Source organism: Providencia hangzhouensis (assembly GCF_029193595.2).
Taxonomy (GTDB): domain Bacteria; phylum Pseudomonadota; class Gammaproteobacteria; order Enterobacterales; family Enterobacteriaceae; genus Providencia; species Providencia hangzhouensis.
Genome location: NZ_CP135052.1, coordinates 4,231,576 through 4,247,175, shown reverse-complemented (window position 1 = coordinate 4,247,175; position 15,600 = coordinate 4,231,576). Strand labels below are relative to the sequence as shown.

12 protein-coding genes are annotated in these 15,600 nt (G+C 41.0%); 6 read left to right on the top strand and 6 right to left on the bottom strand.

Features of this window, described 5'->3' with window-relative positions; all coding sequences use genetic code 11:
• Nucleotides 1-253: 253 nt before the first annotated feature.
• Nucleotides 254-397: a Hok/Gef family protein gene (locus tag PZ638_RS19425; protein ID WP_112308132.1), complete on the top strand. Its 144-nt coding sequence runs from the start codon at nt 254-256 to the stop codon at nt 395-397.
• A 147-nt stretch (nt 398-544) separates the two neighbouring features.
• Here PZ638_RS19425 and PZ638_RS19420 read toward each other — a convergent pair whose 3' ends face one another.
• The 4 genes from PZ638_RS19420 to PZ638_RS19405 all read right to left on the bottom strand — a co-directional run bounded on the left by PZ638_RS19420 (nt 545) and on the right by PZ638_RS19405 (nt 5,996).
• The gene (locus PZ638_RS19420) at nt 545-2,263 is read right to left on the bottom strand and encodes an amidohydrolase (protein WP_094962470.1); all 1,719 of its coding nucleotides are present in this window, start codon (nt 2,261-2,263) and stop codon (nt 545-547) included.
• 101 nt (nt 2,264-2,364) lie between these two features.
• Nucleotides 2,365-3,717 carry an APC family permease gene (locus tag PZ638_RS19415; RefSeq protein WP_094962471.1) on the bottom strand — a complete coding sequence of 451 codons (1,353 nt, stop codon included), beginning with the start codon at nt 3,715-3,717 and terminating at the stop codon, nt 2,365-2,367.
• A 756-nt stretch (nt 3,718-4,473) separates the two neighbouring features.
• Complete coding sequence (gene rarD, locus PZ638_RS19410) at nt 4,474-5,367, bottom strand: EamA family transporter RarD (RefSeq protein WP_004906041.1); 894 nt, start codon at nt 5,365-5,367, stop codon at nt 4,474-4,476.
• A gap of 158 nt (nt 5,368-5,525) precedes the next feature.
• The gene (locus PZ638_RS19405) at nt 5,526-5,996 is read right to left on the bottom strand and encodes a thioesterase family protein (RefSeq protein WP_096864355.1); all 471 of its coding nucleotides are present in this window, start codon (nt 5,994-5,996) and stop codon (nt 5,526-5,528) included.
• A gap of 155 nt (nt 5,997-6,151) precedes the next feature.
• On the opposite strand from PZ638_RS19405, the gene pldA reads away from it, so the two are divergent.
• The 5 genes from pldA (at nt 6,152) to PZ638_RS19380 (ending at nt 11,884) form a co-directional block, all read left to right on the top strand.
• Nucleotides 6,152-7,045 (top strand): phospholipase A, encoded by an 894-nt coding sequence (pldA, locus tag PZ638_RS19400; RefSeq protein ID WP_094962474.1) that lies wholly within the window; start codon nt 6,152-6,154, stop codon nt 7,043-7,045.
• 110 nt (nt 7,046-7,155) lie between these two features.
• The gene (recQ, locus tag PZ638_RS19395) at nt 7,156-8,982 is read left to right on the top strand and encodes an ATP-dependent DNA helicase RecQ (protein WP_180312197.1); all 1,827 of its coding nucleotides are present in this window, start codon (nt 7,156-7,158) and stop codon (nt 8,980-8,982) included.
• Between the two features lie 20 nt (nt 8,983-9,002).
• A complete protein-coding gene (pldB, locus tag PZ638_RS19390) occupies nt 9,003-9,998 on the top strand; it encodes a lysophospholipase L2 (protein WP_272674601.1) in 996 nt (331 codons plus the stop codon).
• Between the two features lie 13 nt (nt 9,999-10,011).
• Nucleotides 10,012-10,824, top strand: a complete 813-nt coding sequence (yigL, locus tag PZ638_RS19385; RefSeq protein WP_094962476.1) for a sugar/pyridoxal phosphate phosphatase YigL — start codon at nt 10,012-10,014, stop codon at nt 10,822-10,824.
• A 256-nt stretch (nt 10,825-11,080) separates the two neighbouring features.
• Nucleotides 11,081-11,884 (top strand): tetratricopeptide repeat protein, encoded by an 804-nt coding sequence (locus tag PZ638_RS19380; RefSeq protein ID WP_004906030.1) that lies wholly within the window; start codon nt 11,081-11,083, stop codon nt 11,882-11,884.
• Nucleotides 11,885-11,887: 3 nt separating this feature from the next.
• Here the strand turns inward: PZ638_RS19380 and PZ638_RS19375 are convergent, their stop codons facing one another.
• Together PZ638_RS19375 and mscM are read right to left on the bottom strand one after the other, a co-directional pair.
• Nucleotides 11,888-12,226 (bottom strand): hypothetical protein, encoded by a 339-nt coding sequence (locus tag PZ638_RS19375; protein ID WP_094962477.1) that lies wholly within the window; start codon nt 12,224-12,226, stop codon nt 11,888-11,890.
• 8 nt (nt 12,227-12,234) lie between these two features.
• Nucleotides 12,235-15,576: a miniconductance mechanosensitive channel MscM gene (gene mscM / locus PZ638_RS19370; RefSeq protein ID WP_094962478.1), complete on the bottom strand. Its 3,342-nt coding sequence runs from the start codon at nt 15,574-15,576 to the stop codon at nt 12,235-12,237.
• Nucleotides 15,577-15,600: the final 24 nt, after the last annotated feature.

Genomic DNA, 15,600 nt, shown 5'->3' with positions numbered 1-15,600 from the left:
TATTATACAAACTAATAATTAGATAATTAAATTTATATTTTTATTTATTCCAATGGAATTGAGCGTGAGTGAAATATAAAAATTTGCTATCATTTGGGCGGGTGCTTGAGCCTTTCTGGTTCAAGCTTATTATGTTGGATAAAATGTTTGGATTAGAAATGGAAAAGCCCCGTTAGTTATTATTAACCAACGAGGCCCAAACCTAACCCGACAGTTAGGATTGTGCCTCTTAACCATTAAGAGGTCAAGGGAAATGAGCAAGTTCGCAGTGATTGCGTTTGTTTCAGCGTGTATTACCGTGTTTAGTATTTCAGTACTAATGCGAGACAGACTTTGTCTAATTGTCATTAGTCATGGAAATACAGTTGTTCAAACAACGTTTTCTTACGAAGAGTAATGTTGCTTTACGAGGGAGCGTATTCCCTCGTAATTTCCCGATTTAATTGTGTGTATTCAGGTTTGGAATTAAGTGCCCAATTAAAAACACCCCAAGATATTATTTAATCTTTGGGGTGTTTATTTAATTAGTTATCTAAATAAATAATTAAGCAATATGTACAGTTTTTCCACCAATAATTGTACGTAATACTTTTACATTTTCAATATCATCAGCAGGGATCTCAAATACATTGCGATCCAATACAATCATATCAGCAAATTTTCCAGCCTCTAATGAGCCGAGTACATCTTCACGGTGCTGTGCATAAGCAGAGTCAATGGTTGCAGAGCGCAAAACTTCAATTACCGTCAAGTCTCGGTCATTATCGAGTCTCGGTGCTTTTTGACCATTAATATCGCGGCCACGGCGTGTCGCTGCGACTTTTAAATCATACCACTCATCGAAATCATCGATTGGCCAGTCACTACCAAATGCAACAACCGCGCCAGCATCGACAAACTTAGCGATGGGTTCAAGTTGCTCAAAACGTTCATCACCGAGCATTTTTTTCTCAAAAGCCGCTAGCTCTGGAGTTGGGGCTGCCCACTGGAAAGATAAACAAGCGATGGTTTTTAAGCGCGCAAAACGGGCGTAATCATCCGCATGGACTAATTCATTGTGAGCGAGTCCTGGGCGAATATCTTTTTCTGGGTGCGCTGCTCGCATTTTTTCAATCGCATCTAATACGATGGAAACGGCACCTTCACCAACAGTATGCAAGTGAGGGTCATAGCCTGCTGCGGCAATTTTTTCCATTAATTCATCAAGAATTTCAGCTGTGAAATACAGATCACCATAGTTATCCGTTTCTACCCAATTAGGCGTGTCATCTGTGCCTTGATTAATGCGGTATGGCTGCAATAACGACGCTGTCATTGTTGGAAATTGCATGACACCATCAACAAACATTTTAATATTATTCAAGCCAATACCTGGGGTTGGTGTCCAATCAGCTTGGTGCCATTTTTTGGCAAATGCAACGGCTTTATCCACGGCTGCCGCTACTGAAGCAACATCTGGTGTTTCATCGGGGGTGATTTCACGAGCAGCTTGGAAACGGATCGTAAGGTCACCACGTTGCTGTAATTGAGAAAAGGCTTCAAGCTGTTGTTCTGAAACGCGGGCGTCCATCACCATAGTCACACCTTGCTGGTTAAGTACTTTCTGTACTAATTCAGCAACTTCAATTGCTTGGTCGTCACGAATTGAAGGAATGCTATCGGCAGCACGCATAGCGGGTGCATCTTCAAGGATGCCATTCAACTCACCGTTCTCGTATTTGCCAATTTTACCATCAGGTGGCTCAGGCGTGTCTTTAGTGATACCAAATAGTTCGAGAGCACGGCTATTGGCTAGCAATGTATGGCAGTCATTTGAAAATAATACGACAGGGCGTTTTGTATTGAGCTTGTCCATATCTTCACGATACATATCAACACCCGCCGGGATCATTCCTTGACGTAGCCATGCAGTGACTTTGAGCCAATCATTTTCCCCGGTACGAGGGTCTTTATCGAGGTGATCTTGTACACGCTCTAAAATTTGCTCGATAGTTAACGATTCATAATTTAAATGACAACCGAAGAGTTGAATACCGCCCCAAAAAGGGTGCATATGACCATCAATGATACCAGGCATCATCATTTTGCCTTCGAGATCGATACTCTCTGTTTCAGGGCCAACATACTGATGAAGTTCATCAGAAGTGCCTGTGGCAAGAATGTAACCATCACGAACAGCAACCGCATCGACAACGCGATTTTTATCATCCGCAGTATATATATAACCGTTAAAATAAATAACGTCAGCTAATTGATTATTCATTGTAAACCGTCTGTATCAGTGGTGCTTTGGTGGCACCAGAGCTAAAAAAACAACGGGGAAGGCAAGTGCTCCCCCGTAATCATTTATAAGACTTGAAATGCTTAGTTAATAATCATTTCAGTTTCATCGTCAGAGATTGCAGGTGGACGACGAGTAAAACCATGGGTCAGCAGTGCTAAGTAAATTGCTCCTGCGGCTAGCCACCATAAACCCACTTTAAAGGCTTCGCTATCAAGGCTTGTCCATAACCATAATGTTAGGATAACACCAATAGAAGGCATAATCAGGCAAGTGATAATTTTTGTATTATCCAGCGGTGCTTTACGGTCAATGTAAAAATGTTTAATGACCGATAAATTCACAAAAGTGAATGCAATTAAGGCACCAAAACTAATCATTGAGGCGACCATGCTGAGTGAAAGCACTAATGAAAGTAGTGATGCTAACGCAACAAAGATAATTGAGTAAATCGGTGTATTGAGTCTTGGATGCAGATAAGCAAACAGCGAACGTGGTAACACGCCTTCACGGCCCATCGCATAGAAAATACGTACAATACTGGCTTGTGAGGTCATTGCTGAGGCAAATACACCGATAACATAAGCGGTGATAAAGCTAGAAGCCATCATCGCACCACCAACTTGTTTCATTACCGCAAGGCTAGCAATATCTGTGTTAGGAATGAAATCTTGCCACATCGGGTAAACCAAGTGCGCACCATAGGAAATGATGACAAATAGCGTACCTGCGATAAACACGGTGTATAGAATCGCTTTTGGTAACGCACTACGTGCATCTTTGGTTTCTTCTGCCATGGTGGAGATCGCATCAAAGCCAAGGAAGGCTAAGCAGAGTACCGCTGCACCAGCAAATAATCCTGATACTTGTTCTGACATTACCGTAATAGGTGCCAATAAAGCATCAGTATCCAATACAAATGAAGTTTTAAAACTCAAGTATAGGAACACTGCGATAAATACAAATTGCATTAAAATGATTAGCATATTCATTGAGGAAACTAATTTAATTCCCAAAATATTCATAATGCTAACAATTGTGATGGTACTGCAAATAATCACATACATTGGGATATCGGGGAACGCTTCATGAACAAAGATCCCAATTGCAATGTAGTTAATAATTGGCAGAAAGAGATAGTCGAGCAATTGTGCCCAACCCACTAAAAACCCGAGTGTGCCGCCAAAGGTTTTTTGCACGTATGAATAAGCAGATCCTGAAAGAGGAAGTGCGCTTGTCATGCGGCAATAGCTCATGGCGGTAAAAAAGACGGCAGCTAATGTAATTAAATAAGCGATAGGCAGATGGCCCTCACTCAATACAGTTACTTGTCCATAGGTGGTGAAAATTCCGAGTGGCACCATATAAGCCAGCCCGAAAAAAACTAACGCAGGAGTGGTCAGTACGCGTTTCATTTGAACGGTATTCTGTTGCATTTTTAAGCCCTTCCCAAAAGCCCTTAACAACGTTAACTCTGTCTGAATGCACAGGCCGAGTGAACCTAAAATGCAGCCGTACTCGTCATACTTCGAATCACAACGTTGTTGGCTTCGCTCGCCGCCTAGTTATGTTTTCGAATTATTTAGAGTCTTAACGCTACATGGTTGTATTAAATTAAATCTTAGAACCGTCTGCATTCAATTTCAGAAAACCTCGCACCAGGACATTTTTAAAATGAAATGTCATCGTGCGCACTTTAATGAAACGTCAGTGATGAATCGGACCATCACCATCCGCTGGGGTGAATACAAGCGGCGTACAATATAATTACCAAGTTCCTATTAAGCAATCATTAATTGAAAAAAATAAACAACTACTTTTATTTCAAAGAGTTGTTTGATGGATGTGTTTATTAATTGAAGTGGATTTAAGATAAGTTAAATGATAGCTATTATGTATAGAAAATCAAGATGAATTTTTTGTGTTTAACTTATTGATTTTATGTGGTTAAATTTATTTTGTTACAATTGCGTATATATAGATAAGAACAAAAAGATTTAAATTAATTTTGATTTATCATGTGGTAGATAAAGAATTTACTACTTAATTAAATAGCCTATTTGCATTAATTAAATTAACTATTTGAGTTCCATATAATGAAACACCGACTTCGTTTGGAATATAAAACGAGAGTCGGTATTTAATATTAACGCTATTTACCGGCTATCTGACTTTCTGTAAACAGTTACCCATTATTTTTTTCTCAGTTTCTGCTGGGTATATAATGCATCTAATGTAAATAAAATTAATGCAACCCAGATAAACCCAAAAGTGACTAACAATTCAGGTGTCATAACTTCACCGTACACAAAGACGGCGAGTAAGAACATAATACTTGGCCCCATATATTGGAAAAAGCCTAGCGTTGAAAGCCTTAAATGGTTAGCTGCTTCTGTAAATAGTAACAGTGGCACTGTAGTAATTACCCCGGCAGCAATCAGAAGTGCATTCAAATGCCAATCATTCATTGCCATATCACTCGTTGGACTATCTGCAAAAAATAATAAGAAGATAATCCCGACAGGAAGCAGCCAAAGTGTTTCGAATGTCATTCCTGTTTGTGCGTCGACCCCTAATTTTTTACGTAATAATCCATAGGTGGCAAATGTAACAGCTAAACTTAGCCCAATCACAGGCACTGAGCCAAATTGCCAAAGCTGGATCAATACACCCGTTAGTGCAAGACCAACAGCAATCCACTGCATGCGGCGAAAACGTTCTTGTAAGAATAGCATTCCAAACAGTACGTTAACTAGTGGGTTAATAAAGTAACCTAAGCTAGCTTGTAGCATATAACCATTATTAACTGCCCAAATATAAATTAACCAGTTACAAGCAATTGTCGTTGCCGTTACACCAAGAACTAATATTTTCTTTGGTTGCTTTAGTACTTGGCGAACATAACTCCAATGCCGTGAAACTGTTAATAATAAAATCATAAAGAAAAATGACCAAATAATACGATGAGTCAGGATTTCTTCTGCGGGCACTTCTTGGATGCTTTTAAAATAAATAGGTGCGACACCCCAAATAAAATAGGCGCCTAAGGCACATAACACGCCTTTGGTAGTATTTTGCTGGCTCATTGTTGGCTCTGAAATTGAATTAAAGACTAAAAAGATACTTATACAGAGAGACCGAGCCGATTTAAGCGGCTCGATTTTTGATACCACTAATGTGACATTGCTCAGGTTTTTTTACAAGTTATTAGTTTAGTAGGTGACTAATTATTTATATTTTATTTCTATCCAACCAGATAAGTTGCCGTTGCTGTTGCAATATGCTGGTTGTTTTCATTATGAAGCTCGCAGCGGGTCACGGCTATTTTATTGCCGTCTCTTAATAAGCTAGCACTAGCAGTAAAAATTTGCCCTCGACCGGGGCGTAAATAATCAACTCGTAAGTCGATTGTCCCCATTCGGGACATTTTATCGACAATCTCGGTGTGGGTTAATGGATTAATACGCTGCAAAATACGATTGATGCATACCATCCCCCCTGCAACATCTAAAACCGAAGCGATCACACCGCCATGTAAAATGTTCTGAGTAAAATTACCAATTAATTGTTGACGATTTTCAACAGTAAGCTGAACAAAATCATCATTTAAACTCATTAATTTAATACCAAGTAGCTGGTTAAATGGCATTTTATAAATAAATGCATGGCTCATTAAGTCACTGGCTTCTTCTAAAGTATAAGTACGGTCATTCATCGTTTTCATCCTTTAAAAATATGTGAATGATAAGTTAACATTATGTGTAAATTATGTCTCTAACAAACGAATGAATAATCTTTCAACAGTTATTCAGTTTTGTGTGTAAAATAGGACAAACTTTTTTTGGACGATGTTGAAAATAGGAATGACTAATGCGCGCTTTACCGATTTTGTTAAGTGCAGTGCTCTGCTTTTGGTCTGCTTCATTGTTTGCGACTGAAAATACAGGTGTTCAGCCTGTAGAAGATGTCAAAAATACCTTGCCAATACGTGGAAGCATCATTTCAGGATTACTGCAACACCATGATAACCCATTTGTGCTGTATCCGTATGAATCGAATTACATCCTTTATACCTATACATCCTCGATGAATAAAGAAGCCATTTCTAGCTACAATTGGGGTGATGATGCGTTAAAGGACGAAGTTAAATTTCAATTAAGTTTAGCGTTTCCATTATGGGCGGGTATTGCGGGTGATGACTCAATTTTAGCTGTTTCTTATACTCAGCGTTCTTGGTGGCAACTAAGTAATAAAAAAGAGTCTTCACCATTTAGAGAAACTAACTATGAGCCTCAAGTGTTTGTTGGCTGGTTAACCGACTACCAATTTGCGGGTTGGACGTTGCGTGAGATTGAAACAGGTTTTAACCACGAGTCAAATGGTCGTTCAGAGCCTACGTCTCGCAGCTGGAACCGAGTATATGCAAGGGCAATGGCGCAAAATGGTAACTGGCAAGTTGATCTCAAACCTTGGTACCGGATTCATGAAAGTGAAGGGCGTGATGATAATTCTGATATTACCAAATATATGGGTTACTATCGCTTAAAAGTAGGGTATGCGTTGGGAGACAGCGTGTTTACTACGACTGGGCGCTATAACTGGAATACAGGGTATGGTGGTGCAGAATTGGGGTGGAGCTATCCAATTAGTAAACATGTGCGTTTTTATACCCAGTTGTTTAGCGGATATGGTGAGTCGATGATAGACTACAATTATCGACAAACACGTTTTGGTATCGGTGTTATGCTAAACGATATGCTGTAATGGAAGAAAAACTCAGCTCTCTATTTTGTTCTGAGTTGAATACCAAGTCATGAATCAACAACTTCGCTGCTCAATTGGGCAACGGCTTGTTTTATCGATTGAGGAAGTTTGTGTCCACTGCTTGCGTCATTAACCAACTTTCATTGGCTGAACATGTGCTCAATAGTACATTCGGCTATCAGTCATTTCGCCCTGGGCAAGATGCTGTCATTGGGGCTATTTTGGATAACCGTGATTGCTTAGTGTTAATGCCAACAGGGGGTGGTAAATCCCTTTGCTACCAAGTTCCTGCTTTAGTTAAAGAAGGTGTCACACTGGTCGTTTCGCCATTAATATCATTAATGAAAGACCAAGTTGACCAATTAAGGTTACATGGGGTTAATGCTGCGTGTTTAAATTCATCACAAACGTCACAAGAACAACGTCAAATCATGGAATTGTGCAGTCAGGGGGAAATAAAATTACTGTATGTTGCTCCTGAACGGTTGTTAACTGATTATTTCTTAAGCCAATTAGCAGGATGGAACATCACCTTGCTAGCAGTGGATGAAGCCCACTGTATTTCCCAATGGGGACATGATTTTCGCCCTGAATACCGCGCACTAGGCCAATTACGGCAATCATTACCTAATGTACCCGTGATGGCGTTAACCGCAACTGCGGATGAAACCACACGTGCAGACATTATTCGTTTATTAGAGCTACATGAGCCATTAGTCCATGTGAGTAGCTTTGATAGGCCAAATATTCGTTATACCTTAGTCGAAAAATATAAGCCTTTAGATCAACTTTGGTTTTTTATTAAAGGGCAAAAAGGAAAAGCGGGTATTGTTTATTGTAATAGTCGCAGTAAGGTTGAAGAAACGACAGAGCGCTTGCAAAAGCGAGGCTTAAGTGTTGCGGCATACCATGCAGGGTTAGACGCTGCCCAACGGGAGTGGGTACAAGATGCATTTCTAAAAGATAACCTACAAGTTGTCGTGGCGACAGTGGCTTTTGGGATGGGAATTAACAAATCAAACGTTCGGTTTGTCGCTCATTTTGATATTCCGCGTAATATCGAAGCATATTATCAAGAAACAGGGCGGGCAGGTCGTGACGGTGTTGAAGCCGAAGCCATTTTATTTTATGACCCTGCAGATATGGCATGGTTACGTCGCTGTCTTGAAGAAAAGCCTGCGGGTATGCAGCAAGATATAGAACGGCATAAGCTGAATGCCATCGCGGCTTTTGCTGAAGCACAAACTTGCCGCCGTTTGGTGCTACTCAATTATTTTGGTGAAAATCGCCAGCAGCCTTGTGGCAATTGTGATATTTGCTTAGACCCACCAAAACAGTACGATGGGTTAGTGGATGCGCAAAAAGCGCTGTCCTGTATTTATCGTGTTGGTCAGCGCTTTGGTATCGGCTATATTGTTGAGGTTCTGCGTGGCGCTAATAATCAGCGTATTCGTGACTTAGGCCATGATAAACTGCCCGTCTATGGCATTGGTAAAGAACAAAGTAATGAACATTGGGTCAGTGTGATTCGCCAACTGATCCATTTAGGTATGATCACACAGAATATTACGCATTTTTCAGCGCTTCAATTAACGGAGGCAGCACGGCCAGTATTACGTGGTGAAGCTGTACTAAAACTCGCAGTTCCTCGTGTTTTAGTGGTAAAAAGCCGTAATCAACAAAACAAAATTTATCATGGCAATTATGATAAAAAGCTCTTTGCTAAACTGCGTAAATTGCGTAAATCCATTGCAGATGAAGAAAATATTCCGCCATTTGTGGTGTTTAATGATGCAACATTAATAGAAATGGCTGAGCACACCCCGACTTCACCTGCCGAATTACTGTTAATCAATGGTGTTGGCGAACGCAAGCTCGAACGTTTTGGAGTAGCATTTATGGCGCTTATCCAAGACCATCTTGAAGGTTATGAATGAATAGATAAGGAAACTGCAGGATGACGCCTGAAAACCTAAAAGAGAGTTGGCTGAATCGAGAAACTCAATTTTCTGCTTTTACAAATGGCCCGCTTTTAGATTTCTGGCAACACCGTGAAGAATCTCAATTCGTGGGGGTTGATGATATCCCCATTCACTATGTCCGTTTTATTCATCCAAAGCATCATAAAGCGATTGTCATTTCACCGGGGCGCAGTGAAAGTTATGTGAAGTACCCTGAAGTGGCTTATGATTTTTATCATTTAGGCTATGATGTGTTTATTATTGATCACCGTGGGCAAGGGCGATCAGGGCGCATGTTAGCCGATCCTCAAAAAGGCCATGTTGAAAAATTCACTGATTACATTGACGATTTTGAAAAGTTCATTGAGCTTGAGGTTAAATATCGGCATTATCCAAAATGTTATGCATTAGCTCACTCAATGGGGAGTGCTATCTTAGCCGGGTATTTGTTGCGAGATAACGTCACTTTTGATGCTGCAACCTTATGTGCGCCGATGATTGGTATTAATTTACCAATGCCTCGTTGGATGGCGAGCTTTATTGTTGATAGAGCCGAATCTCGCGAAAGTGTCCGCAATGATTATGCGGCTTCTACTGGGAAATGGCAGCCATTACCTTATTTAATCAATGTATTAACACACAGCCCAGAGCGTTATCGGCGCTACTTACGTTATTATGCCGATTATCCTGAATTGCGCTTAGGTGGGCCGACTTACCATTGGTTACGTGAAAGTTTTGTGATTGGCGATGAGCTAATTGCGAAAGCGGGAGAAATTGATGTACCACTGATGGTGTTGGAAGCCAGCGAAGAAAAAGTGGTCAGCAATAAAGAGCTACAAGCTTTTTGTCAAAGCCGACAAAAAGCGCAAATAGGACGAGAAGAAAAATTACCTCTCATCATTGAAGGGGCACACCATGAAATCCTATTTGAAGTGGATGCATTAAGAGCGATGGCGCTTAATGCTATCTGTGATTTTTTTGATCAGTATTAGTTAGGGTTTGAATATGAAATATCCTGTAGTTGCTTCCGATTTGGATGGGACACTGTTATCTCCCAATCATGATTTAACGTCTTATACAAAAGACACCTTGAAACAGCTAGTGACTTCCCAAGATGTGCATTTTGTGTTTGCAACAGGCCGTCACCATGTGGATGTTGCTCAAATCCGTGATGGTTTAGGCATCGACGCGTATATGATCACATCTAACGGTGCACGGATCCATAATACCCGCGGTGACTTAATTTTTGAGCACAATGTTGACCCTCAAATAGCTCATGAACTGTGTTTGATGGAATTTGATAACCCTGAACTTATCACTAATTACTACCATGGTGATGATTGGTTTATCAACAGGGAAAGCCCTGAACAAAAAGAATTTTTTAAAGAATCGGTATTTAACTACCAGCTGTTTGACCGCCATAATTTTGTCACTTCTGAAGTCTGTAAAGTTTACTACACCAGTGAAGATCATGACCTGCTGGTGGATTTACAGCAGCGCATTCAAGCACGCTGGCAAGATAAAGTGAATGTAACGTTTTCATTGCGTAGCTGTTTAGAAGTTATGGCTGGTGATGTTTCTAAAGGTGAGGCTCTGAAGCAAGTTGCGGCACTACATGGCTATACACCGAGTGATAGTATTGCTTTTGGCGATGGCATGAATGACAAAGAAATGCTGACTATGGCTGGAAAAGGCTGCATCATGCAAAATGCTCATCAATTGCTAAAAGATGCGTTACCACACATGGAAGTCATTGGTTCGAATAGTGATGATGCTGTTGCTCGTTATCTGAGAAATAAATACCTTAATAACGCATAATGTATTTTGTTATTTGAAATAGAGGAACCAGATAGGCAATATGTTTATCTGGTTTTTTATTATCTCAATTAGATGAAAAACGTAAGTTCCCATAGCGAAAATACAGCGAAACGTGCTTTTTGTGAAATTTAGGCCACTTTTCCTATTTTTTCTGACAAAAAGTAAATTTAAACTAGGGGGATGAGTGTTTCGGTCGATATTAATGGATAGCACTGTTTTCACAGGTTGCATATTGCACTGTTGAGGGTTCCTTAGGATGAAAAAAATTGCGTTAGCACTGTTGTTAGGCTCGATTTGTTATAGTTCTGTTTTAACCGCTAAACCTACCACTGCGCCGGCACCGGCGACAGCAGCACAAGAACCCTCGATTGAACAAATTACGCAGTTAGCACAAAAAGGTGACCCTAAAGCTCAATTTCAGCTAGGAGAGCGTTATTTTAAAGGGTTAGGTGTTTCTCAAGATTCTAAAGCAGCGGCTGAGTGGTTTATTAAGGCGGGGAACCAAGGGAATTCAGATGCACAGTTTCGCTTAGGTACGATGTTTGTAAATGGTTTTGGTGTGCGTCGTGATTATGACAAAGCGATGCTATGGTATGAACAAGCAGCGGCTCAAGGTGATACCCGAGCTGAAACCAACATGGCTATGATGTATGCACAAGGCTTAGGTGTCAGTCAAAACCTAGAAAAAGCGGCATTTTGGTTTAGAAAAGCAGCGCAAGGCGGAAATATACTTGCTCAATTCCAAATAGGCCAAATGTACTCGATTGGGAGTGGCGTTGATTTAGATGACGAGAAAGCAGTGTTTTGGTTTAGAAAAGCCGCGAAACAAAAAGATGCCAAGTCTCAAGACCGCTTAGGTGTCATGTATTCTGAAGGACGTGGTGTGAAGAAAAACTTGCAGCAAGCCTACGCATGGCTTGCAACTGCGGTGTACAGCGGCAACGCAGAAAGTCATCGTCTACAAAATAAGATTGCGGCTCAGTTAAGCCCTGAAGAATTACAGCAAGCACAAAAATTAGCGGAAGGTTATATTAAATCGTATGGTTTTAAAGCCAGCTAATGATTAAGCAGATGTGTGGGATACGATTTTGTATCCCACCAGTATGACAACAGATAATACAAGATAGCACCAAGAAAGCCGATAAAAACGATTGTTTCCCCAGCCTCGACGAATAGCTAGCTGTTGCTGTTGTGATGATAGCTTGCTACAAAGTACACGAAACCCAACGATATAAACCGCACAATACACTTGCCAAAGGTACAGTGTATTAAATGCAAAAGCTTTCCCAACAATTAATAAGATAATTAATGGAATTAAAAAGAATAAAATCGACCCAACACGTTCAAGTTGGGCGATCCTCAACATCACTAATTCGTCTTTTTCATTTAATTGTAATGGCATAATACGGCTTACAATTCCCCTGACTTACGACTAGGATTACGCCCTGAAAGATTGTTTGTCGCACTTTGCAGAGAATTATCACGGACATCCACCCTTGCTTGGAATGGTGGGAATGGCAAGGTAATTCCTTGTTCAGCAAAGGAAACTAAGATGTTTTGGTGAATTTCATGACGCGCAGGTAACCGATGGCCCATTTCAGCGGCATAGACACGTAATTCAAAAATCTGAATACCTTGTTGTAAATCAACAAGATATACTTCAGGTGCTGGGTTATCTAAAATCATCGTAGAGCGTTTGGCTGCACGTAAAATGGTATCTGTTACTAATTCACTATTGGCATCAGAAGGTGCAGGAATAGTCATGACAATACGTGTGATCGTGTCAGACAGTGACCAGTTAATAAATTGTTCAGTAATAAATGCCTTATTTGGCACAATAATTTCTTTTCTATCCCAGTCTGTCAGCGTAGTAGCACGGGTGTTGATCTTGGTAATACTCCCCGTCAAGTTACGGATAGTTACTGTGTCTCCAATCCGGATCGGTTTCTCAAATAAGATCATTAACCCTGAGATAATATTGGCGAAAATTTCTTGTAAACCAAAACCAAGCCCGACCCCCATTGCCGCAACAAGCCATTGCAGTTTTGACCACTCAATTCCTAACATAGAGAAGCCAACAATGGTCCCTATAATAGTTATCGTATACTTTGTTAATGTGCTAATGGCGTAACCAGTACCTGGTGTTAAATCCAAATGTTGGAGTACGGCCAGCTCAAGCAAAGCCGGTAAGTTACGAACCAATTGTGCGGTAACGATAATAGTCAAAATGGCAATGAAAATAGACCCCATGGTGATAGGTTGTACGGTATCAACGCCATTAACCGTTGATGTCACATCCCATAAGCGAATATTTTCAAGAAAAGAGAATGCGGTATGTAGCTCGGACCACAGCCAAATCAATGAGACCAAGGCAATCATGGTTAAAATCGAACGAACTAACCCAACGGATTGGGTACTGATGGTATCTAAGTCGATAACCTGTTCTTCGATATCAATATTTCCTTCGCTACTGGCGTTTGCTTGCTGGCTATCATCTTCACCTTTAGCACGTTGAGCTAATATCTCAGCACGGCGTTGTTTCGCACGCTCGAAGGCTAATTTACGGCGCTGCATTGACATCCAACGACGGATCGTATGATAAACGATAAGGATAACAAACCAAATGGCGACAGAGGTTTCTAAACGAGCAAGCAAGGCCTGTGAAGTTGAAAAATAACCTAAAATGGAGAAGAACCCAGCAACGATAGGTGCGAGTAATATCATCCACCACAATGCTTTATTAACAATATTCTCACCGGAGCCATGTCTATCTAAGTAGAGAGGGATTTGTGAGCGGCGTAAGTTGTTGGTAATTAAGCTAAGTGCGACACATAAAAAGATAAAGCATAAGCGGCCAATACTAGCTGCAAATTCCCTATCGCTATAATGTTCAAAGGTAATAATTGCCATCACGAGTGGAACGATGACAAAAATCGCCATTCGGTAATAACGCATCGCACGTTTAACAGAATCTTTGTCCCAACCGAAGTGAGAAATAAATAACCCAGTAGGGCGAGAAAAGGTTTCGCTGATCATAAACAGCCATAGTAAAGGTGTCGTCGCACTGACACCATAACCTATCGCCGCGGCCATGGGATATTGCCATGCACTTTGTAAGCCATAACCGATGGCTGACCACATCATAGGGAGAGGAAGAGCAACAATTATTGACCAAAAAATAGTTCGAATGGTTAAGTAAAACCGGTCTTGTGTCACCTTACCAATCCGTAAACTGGAGCGGTCAAGAAATGCTTGGTAGTGCTTGCGAGTGCTAATACTGAAAATGACTAATGCTATCGAACCTAAAAGATACAAAAATGTATCTTGTGTTGTCAGCATAACACGTAGAGCACCAGCCAGTTGGGACAAGGTATCCAGAGAAAGTAATTGAGTAATATCCGTTACTAACATGACAGGATAGCTGATGCTTATTGGCGGAACATCTGCGACCCAGAAAAGATAACGGTTTGAAGCATCTTTGACTTCTTTTAATGCATCGGTCAATTGCCCAGTGGCGACATTGAGCTTTGTTAGCTCTAACATTTCAGCATCGAGACCTGAAATTAAAGAGGTTAGTAGCTCACGGCGGGTTTTAATCAATGACTGATAAACTTGTACTTGAGCTGTATTGAGCTCATGCTCGCTTTCTTGCTCGGTTGTATCTATTTTACTTAGCCTATCGAGGCTATCTTCATAATTTAAGCGTTGAACGCGTAAATCAGCCATTTCCCGATCAAGCTGTTGGCTCTTTGGAATATCAGGCAAACGGGAGAGTTGTGTTCTGAGCGCTTCCCCTAATGTACTTGAGCTGCTGATCCACTGAGCTTGCTCGCGAATAGTTGTGAGCGCTTGTCGAGCATCGCGGATACTCGTTGAAATTTCAGCTTGGCTATTGGTGATTGCGCTCATGCGCTGTGCCTGAGCGGTTAATTCCTGAGACATTTTACGGTTAATATCAAGCTGCTCAGTTAAAAATGGGGTCAGTTCACCTTGCGCAGCCAACATCTCGGTATGTTCTAACGCTAAAATTGCTTTTTGTTGGCGTTGGGTATTTTGGAAATCACGCAGGTTTTGTAACTCAAGTTCCATACGTTGATAGCGTTTTTTGTATAACTCCAACGTAAGGCGTGAGATTTCTTGGCGGTTATTGGCAGAAAGCTGCGCCATTTCCAGTTCATTAACTGTTGATTTGCGAGCACTTACTTCGGCTTGAGCTAACGTGTACTGGGCATCGGCTAATGGCGTTGAGGGTGTACTCAGAGACTGAAAGCGCGAAGAGGCTTCAGTGAGTAAGCGTCTAGCTTCAGAAAGTTGTTGTGGCAGAATACTTAGTGATTCACTGATTTCGCGGCCTTTATCTTGCTCTTGCTGAGTTAAGCGGCTTTGATCGAGTAATTGGCTGCTAAGCTGAATAATACGTTGTTCAAGTTCACCTAAGCTGATACCCACAGGTATAGGTGCTGGTTCATCACTTTCATTGAGGATTTTTTGTCTTATTTCTTTGATAATTCTAGGAAAGTTATCAATGGCTTCTTGATAAGACTTGGCCTTTGCATCGGAATCACGTGTTTCACTCATCCAATTCAAAGCACCCTGTAATGCTTGTGCTATCTCTGCATCTTTGGGGTTGGTACTTGACTCAAGTTGTTTGAGCTCCTGCTTAATCTGTGCTTCATCCTGCGCTGCAGTCGGTGCTGCAACGGAAGAAAAAACGATTAACAGGCTAAGAAAAAAACTGATAATCACACGCACAGTGAGGAGCTCCTTCAAGGGATA